This is a genomic window from Hymenobacter seoulensis, assembly GCF_054780535.1.
The window spans coordinates 167070-189615 of sequence record NZ_BAAGWD010000002.1 but is presented as its reverse complement, the minus strand read 5'-3'; the positions used below and the strand labels follow the sequence as shown (position 1 = coordinate 189615).

Here is a 22546-nt window from a genome sequence, read left to right as displayed (position 1 = left end):
TCCAAACTCCTAAACTCCCCCACCTGCTTCTGTGCGCGCCCTCTCCGCTACCAATAAATACCTCTTCCGCTACAAATGGCACTTCCTCGGCGGTGTGCTATTTGTGGCCCTAAGTACGCTGCTAGCCATCTTCCCGGCTCAAATCGTACGCTACGCCTTCGACCTAGTTAGTGAAGGCATCGACCTCTACTACCTCTATGCGGGCACTGAAGCCCAAAGCGAGGTGTACGAGCTGTTTGGCCGGCACGTGCTACTCTACGGCGTGCTGATTCTGGTGATGGCGTTGCTGCGCGGCATCTTCCTGTTTTTCATGCGCCAGACGCTTATCGTGATGAGCCGGCACATTGAAAACGACCAGAAAAACGAAATCTATCAGCACTATCAGTCCTTGCCGCTGAGCTTCTACCGCCGCCACAGCACCGGCGACCTGATGTCGCGGATTTCGGAGGATGTGGGGCGGGTGCGCATGTACATCGGGCCGGCCATCATGTATTTCATGCAGCTGGTCATTCTGTTCGTGCTCATCGTGCCGCTCATGCTTATGGTGAACGTAAAGCTGACGTTGTACACGCTGCTGCCGCTACCTGTCCTGAGTGTGAGCATTTTCTATGTTAACAACCTGATTGAGAAGAAGTCCGACGAGATTCAACGCTCCCTGGCCAGCATGACCACGTTTGTGCAGGAAGCATTTTCGGGCATTCGGGTGCTGAAGTCGTTTGTGCGCGAGGAGGACTCGCACCGGCAGTTTGCAGAAGCCTCGGAGCACTATAAGCAGAAGTCACTGAGCCTCAACTTCGTGAACTCGCTGTTCTTTCCGCTGATTTTGTTTCTGATTGGCCTGAGCACCATCGTTACGGTGTGGCTGGGCGGGCAGGAAGTACTGCGCGGCACCATCACAACGGGTAGCATTGCCGAGTTTCTGATTTACGTGAACTTGCTGACCTGGCCTGTAACGGCCTTGGGCTGGACTAGTTCCCTGGTGCAGCGCGCTGAGGCCTCGCAGGCTCGCATCAACGAGTTCATGCACCAGCAAACCGACATCGTGTCGCGCCAAAATCTGGAGCTGGACATTCAGGGCGACATTGTATTCGACCACGTTACCTTCACCTACCCTGATACCGGTATTCAGGCGCTACGCGACGTATCGTTCCGCATCCGGCAGGGCCAGACGCTAGCTGTTATTGGCAATACGGGCTCGGGCAAAAGCACCGTGGCCGCTTTGCTATCGAGGCTTTACGATGTAACGGAGGGTAGCATCCGGATTGATGGTGTGGATGTGCGCGACCTATCTTTGCGGGCCCTGCGCGGGCAGATTGGATACGTACCCCAGGATGTTTTTCTGTTCTCTGATTCCATTCGCAACAACATCAACTTTGGTATTGATGCACCCACGGAGGAACGCATGATTCAGGCGGCCAAGGATGCCAACGTGTACGAGAACATCTTGCGCTTTCCGGAAGGCTTTGATACCAAAGTTGGCGAGCGGGGCATCACGCTTTCGGGCGGCCAGAAGCAGCGCGTGAGCATTGCCCGAGCACTGGTGAAAGAGCCCAAAATCCTGATTCTGGACGATGCCCTATCGGCCGTAGACACCAACACTGAAAATGCTATTCTGGGGGCGCTGCAGCGCATCATGCACAACCGGACCAGCCTCATTATCTCGCACCGGGTATCGTCGGTGAAGCTAGCGGATGAAATCTTGGTGCTCGACGATGGGCAGATTGTGCAGCACGGCACCCACGAGGACCTGATGCGTGACGAGAACGGCCTGTACCGGGCCCTCTATGAGCGGCAGTTGCAAAGTGAGGAAGCATAACTCTGAGCTTTCACAACAAACCTGACCTAGCACTCGCAAACCCTTGGCGCTACTACTGCAGCCAAGGGTTTATTGCGTTTCAAGGGGTAGTAATTCTTGTTTCAAACCCTAGGCGATGAACCAGATGGCGTTTAGCTCACCATCAGTTGAGCTGCTTTCCAACCACTGCCCGCGCCCATAGCCACGCCCATGCCGTTGCAGCGCAGCGCCCCAAAAATGCCCGGGACCAGCGGTTTGATAATCGGCTCCAACTCAGTACCAAATCCCATCACGCCGCTCCAGCGGAAGTCGATGCGGGGACGCTGCCCGGGCAGAATTACCTCGTGGAGGAGCTGTTCCAGTCGCTCCTGTACCAACGGCGTTAAGCCAGGCTCGGTGGTTTCTTCGGCCGCGAAGTCGAGGTTGCGCCCACCGCCCAACAGCAGCCGACTGCCAACTTGCCGGAAGTAGTAGTAGCCTTTATCGTAATGGAAGGTACCGGGCAGGTTCAGGCCGGGCAACGGCTTCGTTACCAGCACTTGCCCACGGCCGGGCACTAGGTCCAGTTCCGGAAAGAACTGTCGGCTGAAGGCGTTGGTTGCCAGCAGCACTTGCTCCGCCTCCAGGTTGCCGAGCGCTGTGCGCACCTGCACCGCGGTATTGCCGGGTTCCAGCGCATGCACTGGGCACCCATGCAGCACTACTACCCCTTCCTGCCAGGCCAACCGGAGCAGCCCCAGCATCATCTGGCCAGTATCCAGGGCGCCTTCCGCGCTATTTTCCAGCATCAGGTTTACACCAGCCAAGCCCAGAGCCGGAATCCGAGCCGTGGCGTTACGGAAAATGGTAGTTTGCCCGATGATGGGGGCTAGTAACTGATTGTAATACTCCAGGTGCTGCAGGCAGGTAGTGGCTAGTTCCGCTTCCTCCGGCCGGAACAGTTCGTAGCCTCCCACCGGTTGGTAGTGCAGTTGCTCATCACCGAGCAGTTCGCGTAGCCGAAGTAATCCTTCCCAGCGGGACTGCACCACTTGCTGCAGGGCCACCGTGCCGCCGCGTTTTTCCTGCTCCAGCAGCTCCGAGATACTACCGAAGCACGCAAACCCGGCATTTTTGGTGCTGGCGCCATTGGGCAGTACGTCGCGCTCCAGCACCACTACCCTTGCCGCAGGCCGCAACCGCCGGGTATATAGCGCCGCCGTTAGGCCCACAATGCCACCTCCAACCACTACTACATCCGCAGCGCGCAGGAAGGCTTGGTGTTCCCAATAGGATAGTTGAGACATAAGGAGCAGTGATTAGGCCGCACAAAAAACAGAAAGCCCCGCACATCTTACAACGTACGAGGCTTTCTAGAAGAAAAAGTTACCTAGCGAGTAGGTAGCTTATTGGCCAACCATTACGCGTTTCACGCCGCGGCGCTCACCAGATGAGCATTGCACGAGGTAAGAACCGGCTGGTAGGCTGCTGATATCAAGCACCACCGCATCCGCACCCGACATCAGGTCGCGGGTAATGACCGGGCGGCCATCTGTGGCATTAATTTCAACCCGGGTCGGGCCAGTAGCGTCGGAACGCACCGTCAGACGCTTGGTAAGGGGGTTGGCTTCGGCCCGCACCTTAAGAGCATCTTTATTCGGCGTGGGGTCCGCCATCTTATCGGTTATAAGAGCTGGAGGCGTGGCCGTGGCCACAGCCGCTACTGCCGCAGGGGCAGGCTTTGGCGCTGGTTTGATTTGAGCCTGAGCCGATTGCACCCATGAGAGCAGCGCGACCAAGCATCCAAGAAGAGTAGAAGTTTTCATACGCGTTCTGAAGCTAGAAGTGAACGATACGGGACTATAAAGGTACGTAACTCTACCCCCACCCCGGTTTCGTCGACTTGTATTATTGAGTAAAATCCTTTGGAGCAAGAAACGCGCCAGCTACATTTTTATTGAGGCTGCTCTCTTTTTAATTCTCAGCAACGTGCAGGTAGCTAGCCTGCTACTAGGCCCCGGAGCCGTCTCAACCGTTTTTAACCAGAAAATTACCTTTCAAAAGCTTGCGTGGTAGCAGCCAGCATGTGTACATTTGTGCCATAATTCATCGGGGTGTAGCGTAGCCTGGTATCGCGCCAGCATGGGGTGCTGGAGGTCGTAGGTTCGAATCCTGCCACTCCGACCGAAGAATTTTTTGTTCGAAAAGCCTCTGGGAACCCCACCCGGAGGCTTTTTTCGGCAAATGCACTAGAAGAAAGTGTCCGCAGTGTGGTAGCATGCCCACAACGCATCGGGGTGTAGCGTAGCCCGGTATCGCGCCTGCTTTGGGAGCAGGAGGCCGCAGGTTCGAATCCTGCCACCCCGACACTCGTGTTCTCTTCCTAAAAAGCCCGCTGAGCATTTGTTCAGCGGGCTTTTTTATGTTTTGGCAGTTAGTTTCAGTACTAGGTCTAGCAACGCCACAAACCCCAGCTAATTCACATCAGTAGCATGCTAGTCAGAAGGCCTTAGCAACCTTTCCTAATTACGCAAAACGGCGACCCAGACATGAGTCCGAGTCGCCGTTGATTCAGGTGCTAGCTTATGCTGCTTATGAATATCTTCTATTGGGTTTGTGGCCTTTGCTGTCGCGGGAGAGCAACAATATCGCGCCGGCGGTAACGGCAGCAATGGTGGCCATTTTGGCTATGAAATTGGTCCGGTTATGCTGCCACTCTACTTTGTAGCCTTTCTCGGCGAAGATGTTAGGCACTTTGCCGTGCGCAAAATCCTCCAACACACCTTCAACCACATTTATTCTATCTGCCAGAATCAAGGGTAGCCAGTGCCCGTAATGCGACTCGCTGTACTTGAAAGCCATACGCCGAATCATACCACTAAGCCCACTTGGAGGGGAGGCTTCGCCGAATACCGCTGATACATTCGGCCGCTCGATAGATTTCAGTATTTCTATGTCAACGGGCTGCAACGAGGCGGGACGGTGTTTGCTATCAGGGTCCTGCTCTACGTTCATGCGCGTACGCATGGGGTAAGTGGGGTCGTTCTTAGGGTCCGCATCAATACCCCAACCAGGCAGCTTCTGCGGATCTTTCACAGTATTTTCCATCGTAAGTCGGCGTTATTTGGAGTTAGGGAAAACCAGCAGCGGTTTGATGCAATTGTCGAGCTTAGCGGAGAACATCCGGTAGCCGTCGGCAATTTCCTCCAGTGGGATACGGTGCGTTATGAGCTCTTTGGGTTTGATTACTCCATTTTGCACGTGCTCAATGAGCCGCGGCAAGAGCCGCTTCACCGAGGCCTGGTTGGCCCGGATGGTGAGGCCTTTGTTTAGCACGTTACCAATTGGCACGAGGTTATCCGTTGGGCCGTACACGCCTACAATAGAGATAACACCGCCTTTTTTTACTGAGTTAACCGCCCAGTGCAGCGCCGTGGCCGAGCCCGCCTGCAACAGCAGCTTGCGGCCCGTGATGGTTTGCATGGCGTTACCCGCTGCCTCGGCTCCTACGGCGTCAATTATACAGTCGGCCCCCATGTAATCCGTGATTTTCTTGATGAAAACCACTGGGTCATCCATGTCTTTCTCGAAGTTGTAAGCCTCGCAGTTGGCGTAGTTTTTTGCGAATTCGAGGCGGTAATCTTCTTTATCAATGATGATAACCCGGCCGGCACCAAATAGCCAGCAGCAGCGGGCCGCCATAATCCCAACCGGACCAGCGCCAAATACTACTACCGTGTCACCGGGCTGAATGCCAGCCATTTCGGCGGCCTGGTAGCCGGTTGGCACCACGTCCGTAAGCAGCACGGCATCATCGGGGTCCATCCCCTCGGGTATTACTGTCGGGCCTACGTTGGCATACGGCACACGGGCATATTCGGCTTGTCCGCCATTATATCCACCCGCAGTGTGTGAATAACCGAAGATGGAGCCTACCCCCGAAGCCATAGTATTGCCCTCGTGGCAGTTACCAAACATACCCTGCTTGCAGAAGTGGCATTCGCCACAGGCAATATTGAAAGGTACCAATACATGGTCGCCTACTTTAATTTTCGTTACCTCAGGACCAACTTCCTCCACAATGCCCGTAAACTCGTGCCCGAAGGTGGAGCCTACGCGCGTATCGGGCACGTTGCCGTTGTATAGGTGCAGGTCGGAGCCGCAGATGCAGGAGCGGGTTACCCGGACAATAGCATCCTGCGGATGCTTGATTTCGGGCATTGGTTTTTCAGTGGCACGGACCCTTTTAGGGCCCCGGTAATCCATTGCTAGCATAAGAATCCGGCGTTAAGGTTCAGGTGGGACACGTAGTTAGAAGCGCGTTAGCCCGGTAGTTCAGAACGTTTTCGTCCCTAGTAACTAGACAAACTCACTGCTACCTCTGTACTTCTCCCTACTGCTAAGGTTTCTATAACGCCCCGCATCGAAACGGATTTACGTACTTATAACGAGAAAAATTAGGATTACTACGTATAAATAACTAGCCTTTGCTCGGTAGCTCCTTAGTAACTCCTGTAGCCTATTCAGGTAGCCGTAACTAGACAAGCCGTCCTTCAGTTGCCTGAAACATATACCCTCGCTTATATAACGATAATGTAATAAGGCTTACGGAGGCTCGTTGATGGGTAAGTTCAAATTTCTAATCTACCTCACTTTATTCCATCACATGAAGAAGCTACTGTTTAGCTTATTATCCCTTAGCGCCTTAGGCACTACATATCAGGTCCAAGCACAGATAGCTGCCGGAACCAAGCTTGTTGGAGGAAGCCTCAGTTTCGGCAGCAGCACATCTTCCTCCTATGATTCGCGGTACCCAAGCAGCCGTCAAGACTTGGAAAACAAGGGCTATAGCTTTTCTATTAATCCTAACGCTGGCGTTTTCCTGGCAGACAATCTAGCCGTGGGGAATGCCGCAGGCTTTAGCTTCAGCAAACATACGTATCCTTATTACGAAGGGCCTGCGCCTGATTTGTACGAGCAAGTAAACAAAGGTTATTCTATCATTGCGGCTCCTTTTCTGCGCTATTACTACCTACCAACGGAAACGTTCGGCCTTTATGGCCAGCTGTCGGCTGGCTTTTCCTATAATCAAGGGAAATCGGAATCTAGCGCTGCCAACCGGCCTCCTATGAAGAACTCAGGCCACTCTATATTCACCAATATTACACCAGCCTTGGTTTTCTTCCCCACCGCGAAGCTGGGCCTAGAATTGGCTTTCGGGAATATAGGCTACAGTCGTACTACCTCTGAAAGCAAGGATCCGCTATACTATCAGTCTGACCGCAAAGAAACCTACTCGGGTTTCGGGGCTACTTTTAGCTTGAACAATCTGGCGCTCGGGGCCTCCTATTATATTGGTCGATAAGTTCAGTAGAACCACAATCCTAGTATAAACTACAGACAAAAGCCGGCACGGATAGCTGTTATCCGGACCGGCTTTTGTATTCCAGTTTGCTACTTAAGCACGGCTAGTACTTCTGGCTCACCCTTGTCCGGGAACCGCTCTAAGTACACGTCCTGGAGGGTAAGCTTATTTGCGGCGGCGTACTCCTTTATGCCGGAGTATAGCTTGTCAGGCGCTACTAGGTAGCTGGCATCAATGTGGGCGCGCAGCACCTTTTGGCCGGCCGCGAACACGCGGTACTGATAGTTAGCTGGTAGCTTTTGCGAGGTGGTATCGGCCACTACTACGCCCACGAACACGCGGGCCGCGTCGCGGGACGTCTCGGGACTGTTGTAGAAGATGTTGCCGAAGTCGCCGCGCAGTTGGCCGCTTTTGCGCAGCTCGTAGGCCTGCCGGGTCAGGTCGCCGAAGGCTTCATCGTTAGCCGGACCCTCGTAGTAGCGCCCCGCCAAGTAGTAGGGCTGGGTGGTCGTTTCGGGCATGATGGTGGCGGCACTGAAGCCACCCATTTTCCAGTAGGCTACCGAGAAACCCACTCCGAGGAGCAAGGCCAGCGCCAGAAGAATCTTATTCATGGAGGTAGTAAAAAGGCGGGAAATACTAGGCCTGCCGCAAAGGTAAACCGCCGCGCAACGCGGCACCTCATTTCTTACGAAAGCACGTCTTTGTACTGCATTTGATACAGGTTGGCATAGAAACCCTGATGGCGCAGCAGCTCTTCGTGCGTGCCCGACTCCTTGATTTCGCCCTTATCGAGCACGATAATCTGGTCGGCTTTCTGGATGGTGCTCAGGCGGTGGGCAATTACGAGCGAAGTGCGGCCCTGCATCAGCTTTTCAATGGCTTGCTGAATCAGCTCTTCGGTTTCACTGTCAACGGAGGAAGTAGCCTCATCCAGGATAATAATGCGGGGCTGGTACACCATGGCCCGCACGAAGCTAATGAGCTGGCGCTGGCCTACCGAAAGGGTAGCGCCGCGCTCCATCACCTGGTAATCGAGGGCACCGGGCAGGCGCTCAATAAAGCGGCGAGCACCTACCAGATCGGCGGCTTCCCAAATCTGGGCGTCGGTAATGTCGGTTTTGCCGAGGGTGATGTTGTCGCGAATGGTACCCGCAAACAGAAACACATCCTGCAGTACTACCCCTATGTGGCGGCGCAAGTCCTTCAGGTCGTACTCGCGCAGGTCGTGGCCATCGATGCGGATAGTGCCTTTATTGATTTCGTAGAAGCGGCTGAGCAGGTTGATAATGCTGGTTTTGCCGGCGCCCGTGGCCCCCACAAACGCGTAGGTCTGGCCGGCTTTCACCGAGAAATTCACGTCGCGCAGCACCCATTCTTCGTCGTTGTAGGCAAACCACACGTGTTCGAAATCTACGTCGCCGCGCAGGTCGGTAGGAATGTACGTGCCATTGTCGGCTATCAACTCCTTACTATCAAGGAGCTTCAGCAGGCGCTCCGTGCTCACTAGGCCCAACTGTAAGGTGTTGAAGCGGTCGGCTATTTGGCGGATGGGGCGGAAGAACAGCGCGTTGTACATGATGAAGGCAATGAGGGCTCCCTTCGAAATGGTGCCCTCAATCTGACCCTGGGCAGCATACCACACCAGCAGCCCCACACCGGCGGCGGCCAGTACCTCGGCCACCGGAAAGTAAATGCTGTAATACAGCACCGAGCGGATGTTAGCGCGGGTATGCTCCTGGTTGATGGCCTTGAACTTGCGTAGCTCGCGCTCTTCGTTATTGAAGATCTGCACCACGTTCATGCCCGTCAGGTGCTCCTGCACAAAGGAGTTGAGGTTGGCCACCGCCGTGCGCACTTCCTGGAACGACTTCTTCACCTTTTCCTTGAAAACATAGGTGCTGAACAGCAGCAGCGGAATTACGGAAAGGCTCACTAGGGTCAGGCGCCAGTCGATGTAAAACATGAACGAGACGATGAAGACCAGCTGCAGAATGTCGCCAATCATGGCGGCTAGGCCTTCGCTGAACACGTCGGAAAGGGTTTCTACATCTGAAATATTGCGCGTCACGAGCACCCCAATGGGCGTTTTATCGAAGAACTTCAGGCGTAGGTCCAGAATGTGCTTGTAGAGGTCCACCCGGATGTCGCGGACGATGTACTGGCCTAGCCAGCCGCCGAAATAGGTCTGGAGGTAGCTCACAATGGCGTGCCCCACCAGCAGCACCAGCAGCAGCCCAAACATGCGGTTCAGGCCGGCCCAGTCGCCCTGCTCAATGGTTACGTCTACCATCTGCTGAATCAGGAAGGGGCGCAGCGTCCCGAGCACAGCCGTGGCAATGGTCAGGAAAATCAGGAAGTAAAAGACGCGCTGGTAAGGCCGCACATACGTCATCAGCCGGCTCAGCACCTGCCAATCGAAGATGTTGCCGCTCTTAGTGGCGGTAGTAGGTTGCTCCATTCGGGTAGGGTAGTCGGGGGCGGGTGGTGAAGGTAGGAGGTAACAGGCGAGAAGCGAATAAGTAACCAGGAGGGTTGGAGCCTCTACAGCACCTAGGAAAAAGCAGCCCTCTTTCCGGCTCTCACCTCCTTACTTTCCGGAAAAGTACGGCAAACCCGTTGGTAAGGTCACACCTTCGAGCAGCGCAGCCGGATATTCTACCCGGCACAAAAACAGGCCATTGGCTAAAGCAGCGCCACTCGCATGCACCCGGTTCAGGCTGCGGAATACTTCTCCGAACTCCTGAGGGCTCATTTTACCACGGCCTACTGTCAGCAAAGTACCCACTACTAGCCGCACCATACCGCGCACAAAGCGGTTAGCCCGAATGCGAAACACCAGCCCGCCGGGCACGGCGTGCCAGCCGGCTTCGAAGCAAGTGCAGAGGTAGTGTTTTTCGCTGCCCTTTACTTTCGAGAAGCTGGTAAAATCGTGGGTACCCAGCAGCAGAGCGGCGGCCTCATTCATGGCCGCCAGATCCGGGGCACGGTCGAGGTACAAGCTAAAGTTAGGCGCGAAGGGGTCGGGGGTGAGGCGCACGTGGTACTCGTAGGTGCGGGCCGTGGCGTCGTAGCGGGCATGCGCCTTATCGGGCACGGGGTGTAGCACCTGGCCCCGGATGTCGCGCGGGAGGGCACGGTTGAGACGGTAGAGCAGGGTGGCCAGGTCCAGTCCCTCGGGCAATTCGGCGTCAAAGTGCGCTACCTGGTGGCTGGCGTGCACGCCGGAGTCGGTGCGGCCACTGCCGAGGCAGTACACGGGCTGCCGCAGCACCTGCGACAGGCACCGGTCGAGCTCCTGCTGCACCGAGATGGCGCGCGGCTGAATCTGCCAGCCGTGGTACTGCGTGCCGTCGTAAGCCATATGAAGAAAGTAGCGCATGAAGCGAAATAGATTGAAAGAAGAGACTAGCCCTCCGTTGGGTTTGAACCGATGGCAGGGGTAGCGAATAGACTGCAAGACACGCCACTAGCTTTCTACTACCAGCGCATACAGCAACGAGTCCAACGTGTGACCGTCTTTTACCACGCTACGGCGCAGGCGGGCTTCCAGCTCATACCCCGCCTTTTCCAGCACTCTTCCGGAGGCCGGATTGGAGGCAAATACCACGGCATACAGGCGGCAGATGTCAAAGTGAGCCAGCACGTAGCTGCTCAGCACCTTCACGGCGGCTGTGGCCAAGCCTTTGCCCCACTGCTCCTGTGCCAGCCAGTAGCCAATTTCGGCAGAGCGGCGGCGCACATCCGTCTTGAAATGCACCCCAATGCTGCCTACTGCTTCCCCTTCCAGCTCAATGGCCAGGTGCAGGTCGCGGGTATCATCGGCTACGAGGCTCAGGAAAAACTCCGCATTCTGCACCGTGTACGGGTGCGGAAAAGTGTCGCGCAGGTGCTGGGCAATGTGCTGGTTGTTGGCGTGCGTTGCTAGGGCCCTGGCATCAGAAAAGCGCCAGGGCCGCAGCCGTGCACCAGCTACGGGCAATGCAAGGGTAGGTGTCAGGAGCGAATCAGGCATAAGGCTACTCCATATGCACCAGCACGTTGCGCGTTCAACACACCGGGCATTGGGTTTCCAGCTTAGAGCTTCTCGTAAATCACGGCTGCGCCTTGCCCTACGCCCACACACATGGTAGCCAGGCCGTAGCGCACGCCTTCGCGGCGGTTCATCTCGTGCAGCAGGGTAGCGGTAATGCGCGAGCCACTAGCCCCCAGCGGATGACCAATGGCAATAGAACCCCCATTCACGTTGATCAGCTCCGGGTTCAGATCCAGGTCGCGGATGCAGGCAATGCTTTGGGCAGCAAAGGCTTCGTTGAGTTCAATCAGGCTGATGTCGTTGAGGGTCAGGCCGGCACGCTTCAGCACTTTCTGGGTAGCAGGCACCGGGCCCAAGCCCATATACGCCGGATCAACCCCTGCCACGGCCGAGGCTACTACCCGGGCCAGCGGCTTTAGGTTATAGCGTTTCAGAGCTTCTTCGCTGACCACCAGTACGGCAGCAGCGCCATCGTTGATGCCCGCTGAGTTACCGGCCGTTACACTGCCATCGGCCTGAAAGGCCGGCTTAAGGGTAGCCAGCTTTTCGAGGCTGGAAATGCGCGGCGGTTCATCCTGATCGAAGGTGGCTGCATCGCCTTTGGGCTGGGAGATGAATACGGGAGCAATTTCACGGCGGAAACGGCCTTTTTCGAAGGCGCGCTGGTATTTACGCTGCGAATGAAAGGCAAATTCATCCTGCTCTGCACGCGTGATGCCGTACTTCCGGGCCACGTTCTCCGCTGTTTCGCCCATGGCGTACGGGTGGTGCATTTTGCTCAGCTTGGGGTTCACGAAGCGCCAGCCCAACGTGGTATCGTGGGCCATGAAGTCGCGGGCAAAGGCAGTGGCCGATTTGGCCATCACGAAGGGCGCGCGCGTCATGCTTTCGGCCCCACCGGCCAGATAGATGTCCCCCTCACCGGCCATAATCGCTCGCGAGGCATCCATAATGCTTTGCAGCCCCGAGGCGCACAGGCGGTTTACGGTTACACCCGGAACGGTAATGGGCAGTCCGGCCAGCAGCGCGGCCATGCGGGCAACGTTGCGGTTGTCTTCGCCGGCCTGGTTAGCAGCGCCAATAATTACGTCTTCAATAGCCGTTTTATCAACGGAAGGATTGCGGCGGAGCAGCTCGCGCAGCACGTGAGCGGCCATATCGTCGGGGCGGATGCTGCTGAGGGCGCCGCCAAATTTACCAATAGGAGTGCGGACAGCGTCCACGATGTATGCAGTAGGCATTGGATGTAATGCGGTTATTCCGGTCGTAGTTGGCTACTTTTGCCGGCCCACATAGGCCGTTCTTCGTCTGCCGAACTATCAAAACACAAAGATGATACAAAGAATCCAAAGCGTATTCCTGCTGTTGCTGGCCCTGGCCATGCTAAGTGTCTTGTTTCTGCCTCTCTGGAGCAAAACCGACCCAGTTAGCCAGCAAACCCTGCTCCTGACGGCCACCCAGCTGAACTATGAAAAGGCCGATCCGGGCATGTCGGCCCCAATGAGCACGTGGCCCATTGCCGCACTGGCCGCCACCTCGGCGGCGGTAGCCCTATTCGAGATTTTCCAGTACCGCAACCGTTTCACGCAGCTGAAGCTAGGCCTCGTGAACTTCCTGTTGATTGTGGCTACTCTGGGTGCGGGCTTTTATTACTCAAGCCGCGGCGAGATGCTGCTCAATATCAAGATGCCCGGCCAGTTCGAAGCCGGTTTTTATCTGCCTACCCTGGCGCTGCTGCTGAACCTGCTGGCCAACCGCTTTATCCGGCGCGACGAGCAGTTGGTACGGAGCATGGACCGCCTGCGCTAGTCTTTCATTTCCCAACAAAAAAGCTCCGGCCACTTCTGGTCGGAGCTTTTTTGTTGAGGTTTAGCCGGAACACGGCCCTAGGCGAGGCCGCGCAGAATAGGCAACAACTCTTGTTGGGTGCTTGCGGTTTTGTCTTTGGCGTACCAGCCGTGCAGGTGCTCAGCAAACTCCTCGAAGCTGGTGCCCTGGGCTTTCATTTCAAGAAACAGATCTTGCGCTGGCGCGGGCCGCGGGCCCCACTGCGCGGCCTCCGTGAGCGTATCGGCGTGCAATACCACAAGCTTGGGAATGGAGCGGCCGCCCGCCGTGAGGTATTGGTCCATCAGGTCCAGGTTTTCGTCACGGAGCAGGTAGTGGGTGCTGATGCGGCCGTGGCTGGCCTGAGCCATTTTCTCCAGAATGGGCACTATCTGGGCTGCGTCGCCGCACCAGCCTTCCGTCAAAATAAGCCACTCGTACTTATGCTCTAGGTTGCCGAGGGCCGCCTGCACTTCGGGCAGCAGCTCTACCTTTTTGTCAATCCGTTCCATCCGCTGCACGTTCAGGCGGGTGTAGTTGGTAAGCATGTCCGACTGGGTTTCGCCGGTGGTTTTGCCCTGGGCCTGCAAGTCATCAATGAGCTGACGATACGTGGCGTAGGTATGAGCACCAGCCAGGCGCTCAGGGCTGAGCACGGGCGGAAGTGAAGCAGAGGAAGTCATCAGAAAAGGGAAGACGAATACGGCGGAGAACTAACAACAAAAAACCCTTTCGGGTGGTGCATCACCACCCGAAAGGGTTTAACCCACTAGGTGGCCCTAGTGTTACAAGCTCGGCACATCGGCCGCCTCAGCCTTAGCCGAAAGCTCGCGGCAGTAGGTGATAAAATCGGTGTTGATGGGTTCCAGGCCAGCAGCGCGCAGCTCTTTGGCTACCTGGGCGCGGTGGTAGTTGCCGTGCACCGGTACGTGGGTCAGGATGTCTGAAATTTGGCTGGTGTAGCCCTCTCCAATGGAGTTGGTGTAGGTGATGAGGCGCTGCATCTCTGCGTCATCGGCGGAAATACCGTACTGGTGAAAACGCTCGGAGGTTTGCTCATGCCAGTGGTGCAGGGTAGCCAAATCATGCTCCTGCCACACTTTCACGGGGCTGGGCGTGTTGGTCATGCGACCCAGCCAAATAGCCTGCGCATTGAGCACGTGGCTAAAGATGCGCAGTGCTCCGCTCGGGATGGTAGCACCTTCGGCTACTAGGCCATCGAGGTGGCGCAACAGGGTTTCATTGGCCCATACGGAGTAAGCGCCCAGCTTTTCAATGGTGTTGATCATGCGATAGAAGTGAGAAGTAGGTAGATGTTGAGTGCAGAAGACAAGTAAGCAGCCAGCGGTATACCAAAGGTTTACCGCTCACTTGTGCCTAGCGAGGGTCTTGCCACACCAGCCGTTCGGTGGTGCGCTTTTTCACGAAATCGGGGCAGTTACCGTCGCCGCGGCCGGTTAGTCCGCCATCGGGGTGACAGAGGATTTTGCCATCGGCGGCGTACAGGTTGGTGTACTGGTCGCAGCACGGGCTGGTCTCATAATACACCGTAGCCCCATCGAACTGGTAGCTGTAGATATGAATGGGCGGATTCTGCTTCTTATCATTCATGTGCTTCTGAATCCGGTCTTCCAGCCACTTGGGGCGCTTGGCCGTATCGAAGGCCGCATCGGAGCCTGGTGAGGGCTCAATGGTGTTGGCGCTGGTAGGAGCAGGTGTGGAAACGCTGCCGGCCATACCAGTTTGAGGCGCATCGGTGGGGGTAGTTACGGCCACGTTGCGCTGGCAGGCAGGGGCAGTAAGCAGGGCGGCCAAAGAAGCGGTGAGAAAGAACAGGGAGAAGCGCATGAACGAAGCGGGGGTTGAGGCGGCCCTGGCACCTAGGGCAGCAGGGGCGGCAAATATGCACACAAAGCTTGGTTACGCAGGCGCTAGCCAGTAGTTGAGGTAGCAGCCCGCTAATGCGCAACCAATACCCAAAGGCGAGGTCCAAAAATCAACAATCCAACGGCCAGCGCGGCCAGGGCCATAACCAGCACGGCTCCGGCCGCCACATCTTTGGCGCGCCCGGCCAGCGGGTGATGGTCTGGCGAAACCAGGTTTACGACGGCTTCAATGGCCGTATTTATCAGCTCAGCGCACCACACCGCCCCAATGCACAAGGCCACTGCCACCCACTCCCAGCGTGCTAGGCCTACATAGAAGCCTAACATAACTGCTACTACCGAGGCAACGGCATGAAACCACAGGTGCACCTCGGTGCGCAGTGCGGCCCACACGCCCCGAAAGGCGTAGCCAAAACTGGCGGCGCGCTTTTGCACCAGGGCCGGAAACCGGCGCGGCGGGGGTGTCGGCTCAGCCACGGGCGTCGAACTGCTGAAATACGGAGTGGCGTAGCTGGTCCCACTCAGGCTTCAGAATGCTGAAGTACACGGTGTCGCGCCGCAGGCCGCCCTGGGTTTTCATGTGGCTGCGCAGCGTGCCTTCTTCGGTGGCTCCCATCCGGCGCATGGCGTCGCGGCTCTGCCAGTTGCGGGCGTCGGTTTTGAGCTCTACCCGCTCGCAGCCTAGCTCACCGAAAGCATACTTTAGCAGCAGATGCTTGGCGGCGCGGTTCAGGCCGGTGCGCTGGTAGGCACGCCCCAGCCACGTCCAGCCAATTTCCAGCCGACAGTCACTTAGCGCCAGGTTGCCATAGCTGGTGCTGCCCACCACCCGGCCACTAGCCCGGTCAATGATGGCAAAAGGGTAGCGCCGGCCGGCTTCCCGCTCGCGCACACTCTCCGTCAGCCAGGCCGCCAGCTCCACGCTGTTTTGGGGCGCGGGGGTCAGCATATACTGCCAAATGGCCGGATCAAACGCTACCTCCTTCAGGTCATCGAAGTCGGTAAGCTCCAAAGGCCGCAGGCGTACGCGGCTGTTTTCGAGGGTAATGCAGCGAGAGAAATTCATCGGGAGCGAGACGGGGGAATGCCGCGTAAAGATGCCGAAAAAAGCAAAAGCCGCCGCCCCGGAAGGGAGCGGCGGCTTTTGAAAAAATGATGGGAGGCTTACTTCTTGATTTCGCCTACCATGTCTTCGGGCTTCAACCACTCGTTGAACTGCTCCTCGGTAAGATAGCCGAGCTGCAGCGCGGTTTCCTTCAGCGTTGAGCCGTTTTTATGGGCGGTCTGAGCAATTTCAGCGGCTTTGTAGTAGCCGATGTGCGGATTCAGGGCCGTTACCAGCATCAGGCTGCTATCCACGTGCTTCTTGATGTTGGCTTCCAGGGGCTCGATGCCCACGGCGCACTTATCGTTGAAGCTCACGCACACGTCGCCGATGAGGCGGGCCGAGTGCAGGAAGTTGTAGATCATCACGGGCTTGAACACGTTCAGCTCGAAGTGGCCGTTCATACCGCCGATGTTGATGGCTACATCATTGCCCATCACCTGCGCCGCTACCATGGTCATGGCCTCGCACTGGGTGGGGTTTACTTTGCCGGGCATGATGCTGGAGCCGGGCTCGTTATCCGGAATATGCAGCTCGCCGATACCCGCGCGCGGCCCCGAGGCCAGCAAGCGAATATCGTTGCCTATTTTCATCAGCGAAGCGGCCACCGTCTTCAACGCGCCATGAGCTTCCACAATAGCATCGTGGGCAGCCAGGGCTTCAAACTTGTTTTCAGCCGTGATGAACGGAAGGCCCGTCAAGTCGGCAATGTGCTTGGCTACGTTCTCCGAGTAGCCAGCGGGCGTGTTGATGCCGGTTCCGACGGCGGTGCCCCCTAGGGCCAGTTCCGAAAGATGCGCCAGCGTGTTCTTGATGGCGCGCAGGCCGTGGTCGAGCTGCGACACGTAGCCGCTGAACTCCTGCCCTACCGTGAGCGGCGTGGCGTCCATGAGGTGGGTACGGCCGATTTTCACGATGTGCATGAACTGCTCGCTCTTGGCCTTAAGCGTATCGCGCAGCTTCTCGATGCCGGGAATAGTGGTTTCTACCAGAATCTTGTAGGCCGCAATGTGCATGGCCGTCGGGAACGTGTCGTTCGAGCTTTGGCTCTTGTTTACGTCGTCGTTCGGGGCCAATACTTTTTTCTCATCCGAAAGCTGACCGCCCTGCAGTACGTGGCCGCGGTAGGCTACCACCTCGTTCACGTTCATGTTGCTTTGGGTGCCCGAGCCCGTTTGCCATACCACCAGCGGAAACTCCTTATCGAGCTTGCCTTCCAGGATTTCATCGCACACGCGGCCAATCAGGTCGGCCTTTTCGGCGGGCAGAATACCAGCGTCGCGGTTGGTGAGAGCGGCGGCTTTCTTGAGATACGCGAAGGCGCGGATGATTTCCTTGGGCATCCGGTTGATGTCCTGGGCAATCTGGAAGTTATCGATGCTGCGCTGGGTTTGGGCGCCGTAGTAGGCGTCGGCGGGAACCTGCACGGTGCCCATGGTATCTTTCTCGGTGCGGAACTGAGTCATGCTTCTAGTGGGTGAGAAGAGAATAAGGGTACAAGAAAGCGCGCCGCTAGCCGGCACGGCGCAAAAGTACGCAACAGGCTACGGCCCGCCACGGCTACCCCAAAATTCTGCGAGGTGGTAGCTCGGCCCTAGGCCCGTTGGTTGCGTATAGGATAGCTCCAAGCACCTCATCAGCTATTTCCTTTCTATGAAAAAGACGTTCGAAGACGAGTCCGATGCGCTGTCCGTCCAGCCTGATCAGCCCACCACCGCCCAGCCTTCCGCTGTGACCCCGCCCGCCCAGGAAAACACGGCTCCTACGCCTCCCTCGGCCCACCATACCAGCCCTACTGCGAACGAAACGCCCGTGCCGGTAGCCGGCAACGGCGCCCCCGACTACAGCCACGTAGAAGTAAAAACCGAGCCCGACCTGCCCCGCGAGGTAGAGCCCGGCGGTAGCGCTACCGAGCCCGAAAGTGGCGGCGGCTACAGCGGCTAAACCTCATCAATGAATATGCGCTACGACAACACAGTCGTAGAATAGCATCCTCGTTCGACTGCTAACCAATTAGTAGTTAAGCCGAAAAACCCCTGTTGACCACGTGGCCAACAGGGGTTTGTGTTGTTACAAGGGATAGTACTATAGCAAAAGGGCCTGCTTACATGGCGCAACGCTACCGGTCTTCTATTTTAAAGGGCACCGTAATTTCCACGGTGCGGGCCGTGCGGCGGCCGTTCTGGATGGCCGGGAACCAGGCCGGACCTTCCTGCAACAGCCGAATAGCCTCGGCATCACACTCCTCGGAGAGCTTTTTTACCACCTTGATGTCGCTGAGTTTGCCATCTACCCCCACCACAAAGCGCAACTTTACATTGCCTTCCTGGCGGGCTTCGAGGGCTTTATCGGGGTAGTCTAGGCTGTCGCGCAGGTACTTTTTCAGGCCGGCATAGCCCCCGGCCGGCATGGCACCCACCGGCGCCGGCATGGGCGGCGCATCGCGCCGCACTACCACTACCTCACTCAGGGCCTTCGAGTCGGGTGCCAGGGCAAGGACCAGCGTGGAGTCTGTGGGGCGCAGGGCCTGCGTTTTGGTGGTGTAACCAATGGAGCTGAACGCGAGCTTGTCGGTGGTGGCGGGTACGGTGAGCGTAAACGAGCCATCCTGCGCCGTCGAAACCCCTTGCTGCGTGCCCGGTACTAGCACCGTCACGCCCGGCAACCCCGTGCCGGAGGTCTGGTCGGTAATGCGGCCGCGCACCGTGCGCGTAGCTTCCGTAGCGGAGGCTATAGATGGCGGCGAGGCCTTTGCACTGACTTTCGACCTAGCCGAACGCGCCATGACTTTAGAAGCTTCCTCGGCGCTGGGGGCTGCTGGCTGGGCAGGGGCAGCCGCTACCATGGCGGCGTTTGAGGACGCTGTACGCCCAGAGTCCTGGGCCTCGGAAGCATCAGCAGCCGACTGGTTGCCAGCTAGCGTGGCTGACGCGACAACTGCCGGCCTGCTCACCTCTTTATCAGCGAATACCCGGACCGGTTTTGAGGGTGCGCGGTTTGCTAAGGGTGCTGGCCTAGTAGCCGGAGGCAGGCTCAGGGCCAGGTCAGGGGTAGTGGATGCCGAAGCCGCTAGCAGGGTCGTGTCCAGGGGCAGCGTGTGGGGAGCGGCTGGGGGCGGGGTGGTCTTTACTGTTATGGTGCGAGTGGCCAGGGCCTCGTTGCCGGTATAAGTAGTGCGGTGCAGCGTAAACCAGGCTACCGCTCCCAGAGTTAGCAGCAACACGGCCGCAGCGGCCAGCTTCCGCCACGCTAGTCCAGCCGCTACGGGCTTTGTTTCTTCAGCCAGCTCGGCCACGCGGCTGCCTAGGCGCTGGCGCAACTCCAGCAGGCTGGCATCGGTAACGGCGGCGGGTTGCAGCTCCAAGCCAGCTAGTACATCAGCGCAGTGCTCACAGTCGAGGGTGTGAGCTTCCACGCGGTGCTGCTCAGCAGGTTCCAGCGTCCCGGCCACGTACCGACGCAGTACTTCCACCGGCAGGTGCCGGCTCGCGGAAGCAGTGGGTTCAGAAGACGAGTTAGGGAGAGGCATTGGAAGCAGCAGTTGATTCGAGGTGGCGGCGCAGGTTGCGCTTACCGTTTTGAAGGTGACTTTTTACCGCGTTCAGGTCGAAACCCGTGAGGTCGGTAATGTCGCGGTAGCATTTCTTTTCGAGGTAAAACAGCTCCAGACATCGTCGTTGGCCGGGGGGCAGCTCGGCCAGTGCGTGCTCCAGTTGTTGCAGGTGCTGTTCGTGCAGATCGGCATCTTCGGGGTCATCAGCTAGTAGATGCCGGGCCGCGGCCGATTCCATACCGGCGGCATCAGGAAAATGCACCACCAGCGCCCCACCCGCCGCCGGGCCGGCTCGTTGCCGGGCCCGCAAGGCCATGAGGCAGTGGTTGCGGGCCGTAGCATGCAGCCAAGGTGCAAAGTTTTCTACCTCATGCTGGCGTAACTTACTGACTAACTGCTCAAAGAGCTGCATCACGGCATCTTTGGCTTCTTCCTCATCGCGGAGGTAGCGCCTACAAATGGCTAGTACTTGCACCATGTGCCGGTCGTAGAGAGTGCCGAGGTCGTGCACATCGCCGTGGGCGTAGTAGCGCCGGAGCAGTTCCCCATCGGGGAGCTCGGCAACTGGCACAGTACGGCGGGAGCGACGAAAGAACATGACAACGGGCAGGCAGAGCCGAAAGCTACGGTTTCGGGCGGAAACCGCATCGCTCTGCTTTCTACTAGCACAGCAACGCGGCTCGCAAAAGAGTTGCAAAAATATTTCCAGTAGCCCTGTGGAATCTGCGAGGCGGCGGCATCTACATGACAAGCACCTCCCACAACGCCTTTGGGTACGGGGCCCCACTCCTGCTTTTCGGCCGGTTGTGCTCAGCCGCTAGGTACCCAGCTGACGCAAACCTGCACTAGTAGTAGCACTAGGTACCAGCACAGCCCAAACCAACGCGCTACTCCCCTCTGACTTACGTGCCGCTTATATCCTCATACCTCTATTCTTTCTCTCATGAAGCGTATTTTCTATTTCGCGCTGGCGGTAGCGCTGTTGCCTTCCGCATCCATGGTAGCCCAAACCCAACCGCGGGCAGCCACCTCCGCGCCGGCTGCCACCTATACTGTCAGCGGCAAAGTCACAGACCGGAGCACGGGCCAGGGCTTGCCCGGCGTGACGGTACTTGTGAAAGATACCACCATCGGGGTAAGCACGAACCACGATGGCACCTATACGCTACAGGTCCCGAGCCGGAAAAAAGCGCTCATCTTCAGTGCCATTGGGTTTATTCAGCAGGAAGTAAAGCTCAGTGGGCAGAAAACCATTGACGTCGCACTGGTCCCCGCTTCAAGGCAGCTCAACGAGGTAGTAGTATCAGGAGTACAAGGCCAGGTGGCCGGCATTCGTATTCGCGGCGCCGCTAGTATTGGAAAACATTCCAAAAGCAAAGGCAGCCATAGTCCGTATTACCCGCCGCGCCCCGAACCGGGCGCCGGCGAATCGTACGCTACCATTGCTGAAAATGGCTTCCGCAATGCCACCAAAGAACCCTTAAGCACCTTCAGTATTGATGTGGATGCGGCCAGCTACAGCAACGTGCGCCGCTTCTTGCAGCAAGGCCAACTGCCGCCTATCGACGCGGTGCGCACGGAGGAGCTCATCAACTATTTTCAGTACGACTACCCCCAGCCCGAACCCTCCTCTACTGAACCGTTCCGCGTTATTACGGAGCAAGCCCAGTGCCCCTGGAACCCCGAGCATCACTTAGTGCAAATAGCTCTGCAGGGCCGTAAAATAGTAACTGAGAAGCTGCCACCAGCCAACTTGGTTTTCCTGGTTGATGTCTCGGGCTCCATGGAAGGTGAAGACCGACTGGGCCTGATTCAGCAGGCGCTACGGCTGCTCACCAAAGAGTTGCGCCCTCAGGACAAGGTAGCGTTGGTGGTATATGCCGGGGCCGCGGGCACGGTGCTGCCGCCCACTGCCGGTTCCCAACGCGCCACTATTCTGGAAGCCATTGATAACCTGGAAGCCGGCGGCTCTACGGCCGGTGGGGCAGGGTTGTGCCTGGCCTACAAGGTAGCGCGGGAGAACTTCAATAAGGAAAGCAACAACCGCGTGATTCTCTGCACCGACGGCGACTTCAATGTGGGTGAGCAAAGCGACCAAGCCATGGAGCGCCTTATTAAGCAGGAGCGCGAATCCGGCGTGTTCCTAACGGTGCTGGGCGTAGGGCAAGGCAACTACCAAGACAAGAAGATGGAGCTACTCGCTGACCAAGGCAATGGCAACTACGCCTACCTCGATAACCTTGATGAAGCCCGCCGGGTGCTGGTGCAGCAGTTTGGGGGCACCCTCTTCACCATTGCCAAAGATGTAAAGCTGCAAGTGGAGTTTAACCCCGCTCGAGTGCGCGAATACCGCCTAGTGGGTTACGAAAACCGTCTGCTGGCCGCCGAGGACTTCAACAACGACCGCAAAGACGCTGGCGAAATGGGCTCCGGCCACACCGTTACGGCCCTCTATGAGGTAGTACCCGTGGGCACGCGCACTTCCGTCGATGCCCTAAAATACCAATCGGCCCCTACCCCGGCGCCAGCTTCAGCGGAATTGCTGACCGTAAAGCTGCGCTACAAACAGCCTCAGGGCACTGCCAGTAAGCTACTGGAGCAACCACTTACCGGGCCGGTTCGGCCCTTGGCGGAGGCTAGTGAAAACCTTCGCTTTGCCGCGGCCGTCGCGCAGTTTGGTATGCTGCTGCGCCAGAGTGACTACCGTGGCGCAGCCACCTGGGAATCTACTGCTAGCCTCGCCAAGGGTGCCAAGCGCTTCGACCCCGATGGGTACCGCGCCGAGTTGGTGCGCCTTATTAAGCTAGCAGAAGGGTTGCGGCCCAACCCCCGGGAAGTGGGCGTCCGCTAAAGCCAGGACGTTTGCTAGGCCCGGCATTAAAGCCAACTAGTAACCATCAGATTTTCAAACAAATGCAACCTATTCAACGCCATACTACTCCTGTCTTCAGCTGGGTTCTGCCCTAGCGCTCCTAACAAGGCGAGCTAACGCCATTACGA

The 22546-nt window shown here is 57.4% G+C and carries 22 protein-coding genes and 2 tRNA genes; 7 read left to right on the top strand and 17 right to left on the bottom strand.

The features are described from left to right. Positions 1-31: 31 nt before the first annotated feature. Positions 32-1816, top strand: coding sequence for an ABC transporter ATP-binding protein (locus ACYVHC_RS08640; RefSeq protein WP_460613292.1), 1785 nt, complete (start codon positions 32-34; stop codon positions 1814-1816). Positions 1817-1947: 131 nt separating this feature from the next. On the opposite strand, the gene ACYVHC_RS08635 is transcribed toward ACYVHC_RS08640, so the two are convergent. Both ACYVHC_RS08635 and ACYVHC_RS08630 read right to left on the bottom strand, forming a co-directional pair. Further along, complete coding sequence (locus ACYVHC_RS08635) at positions 1948-3081, bottom strand: NAD(P)/FAD-dependent oxidoreductase (RefSeq protein ID WP_460613291.1); 1134 nt, start codon at positions 3079-3081, stop codon at positions 1948-1950. Positions 3082-3180: 99 nt separating this feature from the next. Next, positions 3181-3600, bottom strand: a complete 420-nt coding sequence (locus ACYVHC_RS08630; RefSeq protein WP_460613290.1) for a T9SS type A sorting domain-containing protein — start codon at positions 3598-3600, stop codon at positions 3181-3183. A gap of 284 nt (positions 3601-3884) precedes the next feature. Here ACYVHC_RS08630 and ACYVHC_RS08625 point away from each other — a divergent pair. Further along, a tRNA-Pro gene (locus ACYVHC_RS08625) sits at positions 3885-3958 on the top strand. Between the two features lie 109 nt (positions 3959-4067). Further along, positions 4068-4141, top strand: a tRNA-Pro gene (locus tag ACYVHC_RS08620). A gap of 225 nt (positions 4142-4366) precedes the next feature. Here ACYVHC_RS08620 and ACYVHC_RS08615 read toward each other — a convergent pair. Next, entirely contained in the window at positions 4367-4882 is a 516-nt protein-coding gene (locus tag ACYVHC_RS08615; protein ID WP_460613289.1) for a hypothetical protein, read from the bottom strand. A gap of 12 nt (positions 4883-4894) precedes the next feature. Further along, positions 4895-6049: a zinc-dependent alcohol dehydrogenase gene (locus tag ACYVHC_RS08610; protein WP_460613288.1), complete on the bottom strand. Its 1155-nt coding sequence runs from the start codon at positions 6047-6049 to the stop codon at positions 4895-4897. Positions 6050-6440: 391 nt separating this feature from the next. Here ACYVHC_RS08610 and ACYVHC_RS08605 point away from each other — a divergent pair, with 391 nt between their 5' ends. Further along, entirely contained in the window at positions 6441-7139 is a 699-nt protein-coding gene (locus ACYVHC_RS08605; protein WP_460613287.1) for a hypothetical protein, read from the top strand. An 89-nt stretch (positions 7140-7228) separates the two neighbouring features. Here ACYVHC_RS08605 and ACYVHC_RS08600 read toward each other — a convergent pair whose 3' ends face one another. The 5 genes from ACYVHC_RS08600 to ACYVHC_RS08580 form a co-directional block, all read right to left on the bottom strand. Next, entirely contained in the window at positions 7229-7753 is a 525-nt protein-coding gene (locus ACYVHC_RS08600; RefSeq protein WP_460613286.1) for a hypothetical protein, read from the bottom strand. A 74-nt stretch (positions 7754-7827) separates the two neighbouring features. Next, positions 7828-9600 (bottom strand): ABC transporter ATP-binding protein, encoded by a 1773-nt coding sequence (locus ACYVHC_RS08595; protein WP_460613285.1) that lies wholly within the window; start codon positions 9598-9600, stop codon positions 7828-7830. Between the two features lie 129 nt (positions 9601-9729). Further along, positions 9730-10521, bottom strand: a complete 792-nt coding sequence (truA, locus tag ACYVHC_RS08590) for a tRNA pseudouridine(38-40) synthase TruA (protein ID WP_460613284.1) — start codon at positions 10519-10521, stop codon at positions 9730-9732. An 87-nt stretch (positions 10522-10608) separates the two neighbouring features. Then, positions 10609-11154 carry a GNAT family N-acetyltransferase gene (locus ACYVHC_RS08585; protein ID WP_460613283.1) on the bottom strand — a complete coding sequence of 182 codons (546 nt, stop codon included), beginning with the start codon at positions 11152-11154 and terminating at the stop codon, positions 10609-10611. A gap of 62 nt (positions 11155-11216) precedes the next feature. After that, a complete protein-coding gene (locus tag ACYVHC_RS08580) occupies positions 11217-12416 on the bottom strand; it encodes a thiolase family protein (protein ID WP_460613282.1) in 1200 nt (399 codons plus the stop codon). Between the two features lie 91 nt (positions 12417-12507). Between ACYVHC_RS08580 and ACYVHC_RS08575 the strand changes: the two genes are divergently transcribed. Then, complete coding sequence (locus ACYVHC_RS08575) at positions 12508-12984, top strand: DUF4293 domain-containing protein (protein ID WP_460613281.1); 477 nt, start codon at positions 12508-12510, stop codon at positions 12982-12984. Between the two features lie 77 nt (positions 12985-13061). Here the strand turns inward: ACYVHC_RS08575 and ACYVHC_RS08570 are convergent, their stop codons facing one another. The 6 genes from ACYVHC_RS08570 to fumC all read right to left on the bottom strand — a co-directional run bounded on the left by ACYVHC_RS08570 (position 13062) and on the right by fumC (position 17459). Next, the gene (locus ACYVHC_RS08570; RefSeq protein WP_460613280.1) at positions 13062-13685 is read right to left on the bottom strand and encodes a thioredoxin family protein; all 624 of its coding nucleotides are present in this window, start codon (positions 13683-13685) and stop codon (positions 13062-13064) included. Between the two features lie 102 nt (positions 13686-13787). Beyond that, positions 13788-14291: a DinB family protein gene (locus tag ACYVHC_RS08565; protein WP_460613279.1), complete on the bottom strand. Its 504-nt coding sequence runs from the start codon at positions 14289-14291 to the stop codon at positions 13788-13790. 88 nt (positions 14292-14379) lie between these two features. After that, positions 14380-14850, bottom strand: coding sequence for a DUF6970 domain-containing protein (locus ACYVHC_RS08560; RefSeq protein WP_460613278.1), 471 nt, complete (start codon positions 14848-14850; stop codon positions 14380-14382). Between the two features lie 110 nt (positions 14851-14960). After that, positions 14961-15365, bottom strand: coding sequence for a diacylglycerol kinase family protein (locus ACYVHC_RS08555; RefSeq protein ID WP_460613277.1), 405 nt, complete (start codon positions 15363-15365; stop codon positions 14961-14963). Further along, a complete protein-coding gene (locus tag ACYVHC_RS08550; RefSeq protein ID WP_460613276.1) occupies positions 15358-15954 on the bottom strand; it encodes a GNAT family N-acetyltransferase in 597 nt (198 codons plus the stop codon). Before ACYVHC_RS08550 ends, ACYVHC_RS08555 begins: the two co-directional genes overlap by 8 nt. A gap of 98 nt (positions 15955-16052) precedes the next feature. Further along, positions 16053-17459 (bottom strand): class II fumarate hydratase, encoded by a 1407-nt coding sequence (fumC, locus tag ACYVHC_RS08545; protein ID WP_460613275.1) that lies wholly within the window; start codon positions 17457-17459, stop codon positions 16053-16055. A 187-nt stretch (positions 17460-17646) separates the two neighbouring features. Here fumC and ACYVHC_RS08540 point away from each other — a divergent pair, with 187 nt between their 5' ends. Next, positions 17647-17937, top strand: a complete 291-nt coding sequence (locus ACYVHC_RS08540; RefSeq protein ID WP_460613274.1) for a hypothetical protein — start codon at positions 17647-17649, stop codon at positions 17935-17937. Positions 17938-18112: 175 nt separating this feature from the next. On the opposite strand, the gene ACYVHC_RS08535 is transcribed toward ACYVHC_RS08540, so the two are convergent. Then, on the bottom strand, positions 18113-19522 hold the full coding sequence (locus tag ACYVHC_RS08535) for a TonB family protein (RefSeq protein ID WP_460613273.1): 1410 nt from the start codon (positions 19520-19522) through the stop codon (positions 18113-18115). After that, entirely contained in the window at positions 19509-20144 is a 636-nt protein-coding gene (locus tag ACYVHC_RS08530) for an RNA polymerase sigma factor (protein ID WP_460613272.1), read from the bottom strand. Before ACYVHC_RS08530 ends, ACYVHC_RS08535 begins: the two co-directional genes overlap by 14 nt. Before the next feature lie 345 nt (positions 20145-20489). On the opposite strand from ACYVHC_RS08530, the gene ACYVHC_RS08525 reads away from it, so the two are divergent. Then, positions 20490-22397 carry a vWA domain-containing protein gene (locus ACYVHC_RS08525; RefSeq protein WP_460613271.1) on the top strand — a complete coding sequence of 636 codons (1908 nt, stop codon included), beginning with the start codon at positions 20490-20492 and terminating at the stop codon, positions 22395-22397. Positions 22398-22546: the final 149 nt, after the last annotated feature.

Bases quoted from the DNA above. Each gene is read 5' to 3' on its own strand.
- ACYVHC_RS08615 (WP_460613289.1), bottom strand. From the start codon at position 4,882: ATGGAAAATACTGTGAAAGATCCGCAGAAGCTGCCTGGTTGGGGTATT.
- ACYVHC_RS08560 (WP_460613278.1), bottom strand. From the start codon at position 14,850: ATGCGCTTCTCCCTGTTCTTTCTCACCGCTTCTTTGGCCGCCCTGCTT.
- ACYVHC_RS08595 (WP_460613285.1), bottom strand. From the start codon at position 9,600: ATGGAGCAACCTACTACCGCCACTAAGAGCGGCAACATCTTCGATTGG.
- ACYVHC_RS08570 (WP_460613280.1), bottom strand. From the start codon at position 13,685: ATGACTTCCTCTGCTTCACTTCCGCCCGTGCTCAGCCCTGAGCGCCTG.
- ACYVHC_RS08535 (WP_460613273.1), bottom strand. From the start codon at position 19,522: ATGCCTCTCCCTAACTCGTCTTCTGAACCCACTGCTTCCGCGAGCCGG.
- ACYVHC_RS08540 (WP_460613274.1), top strand. From the start codon at position 17,647: ATGAAAAAGACGTTCGAAGACGAGTCCGATGCGCTGTCCGTCCAGCCT.
- ACYVHC_RS08600 (WP_460613286.1), bottom strand. From the start codon at position 7,753: ATGAATAAGATTCTTCTGGCGCTGGCCTTGCTCCTCGGAGTGGGTTTC.
- fumC (WP_460613275.1), bottom strand. From the start codon at position 17,459: ATGACTCAGTTCCGCACCGAGAAAGATACCATGGGCACCGTGCAGGTT.
- ACYVHC_RS08635 (WP_460613291.1), bottom strand. From the start codon at position 3,081: ATGTCTCAACTATCCTATTGGGAACACCAAGCCTTCCTGCGCGCTGCG.
- ACYVHC_RS08550 (WP_460613276.1), bottom strand. From the start codon at position 15,954: ATGAATTTCTCTCGCTGCATTACCCTCGAAAACAGCCGCGTACGCCTG.
- ACYVHC_RS08565 (WP_460613279.1), bottom strand. From the start codon at position 14,291: ATGATCAACACCATTGAAAAGCTGGGCGCTTACTCCGTATGGGCCAAT.
- ACYVHC_RS08580 (WP_460613282.1), bottom strand. From the start codon at position 12,416: ATGCCTACTGCATACATCGTGGACGCTGTCCGCACTCCTATTGGTAAA.
- ACYVHC_RS08605 (WP_460613287.1), top strand. From the start codon at position 6,441: ATGAAGAAGCTACTGTTTAGCTTATTATCCCTTAGCGCCTTAGGCACT.
- ACYVHC_RS08630 (WP_460613290.1), bottom strand. From the start codon at position 3,600: ATGAAAACTTCTACTCTTCTTGGATGCTTGGTCGCGCTGCTCTCATGG.
- ACYVHC_RS08585 (WP_460613283.1), bottom strand. From the start codon at position 11,154: ATGCCTGATTCGCTCCTGACACCTACCCTTGCATTGCCCGTAGCTGGT.
- ACYVHC_RS08575 (WP_460613281.1), top strand. From the start codon at position 12,508: ATGATACAAAGAATCCAAAGCGTATTCCTGCTGTTGCTGGCCCTGGCC.
- ACYVHC_RS08610 (WP_460613288.1), bottom strand. From the start codon at position 6,049: ATGCTAGCAATGGATTACCGGGGCCCTAAAAGGGTCCGTGCCACTGAA.
- ACYVHC_RS08525 (WP_460613271.1), top strand. From the start codon at position 20,490: ATGAAGCGTATTTTCTATTTCGCGCTGGCGGTAGCGCTGTTGCCTTCC.
- ACYVHC_RS08530 (WP_460613272.1), bottom strand. From the start codon at position 20,144: ATGTTCTTTCGTCGCTCCCGCCGTACTGTGCCAGTTGCCGAGCTCCCC.
- truA (WP_460613284.1), bottom strand. From the start codon at position 10,521: ATGCGCTACTTTCTTCATATGGCTTACGACGGCACGCAGTACCACGGC.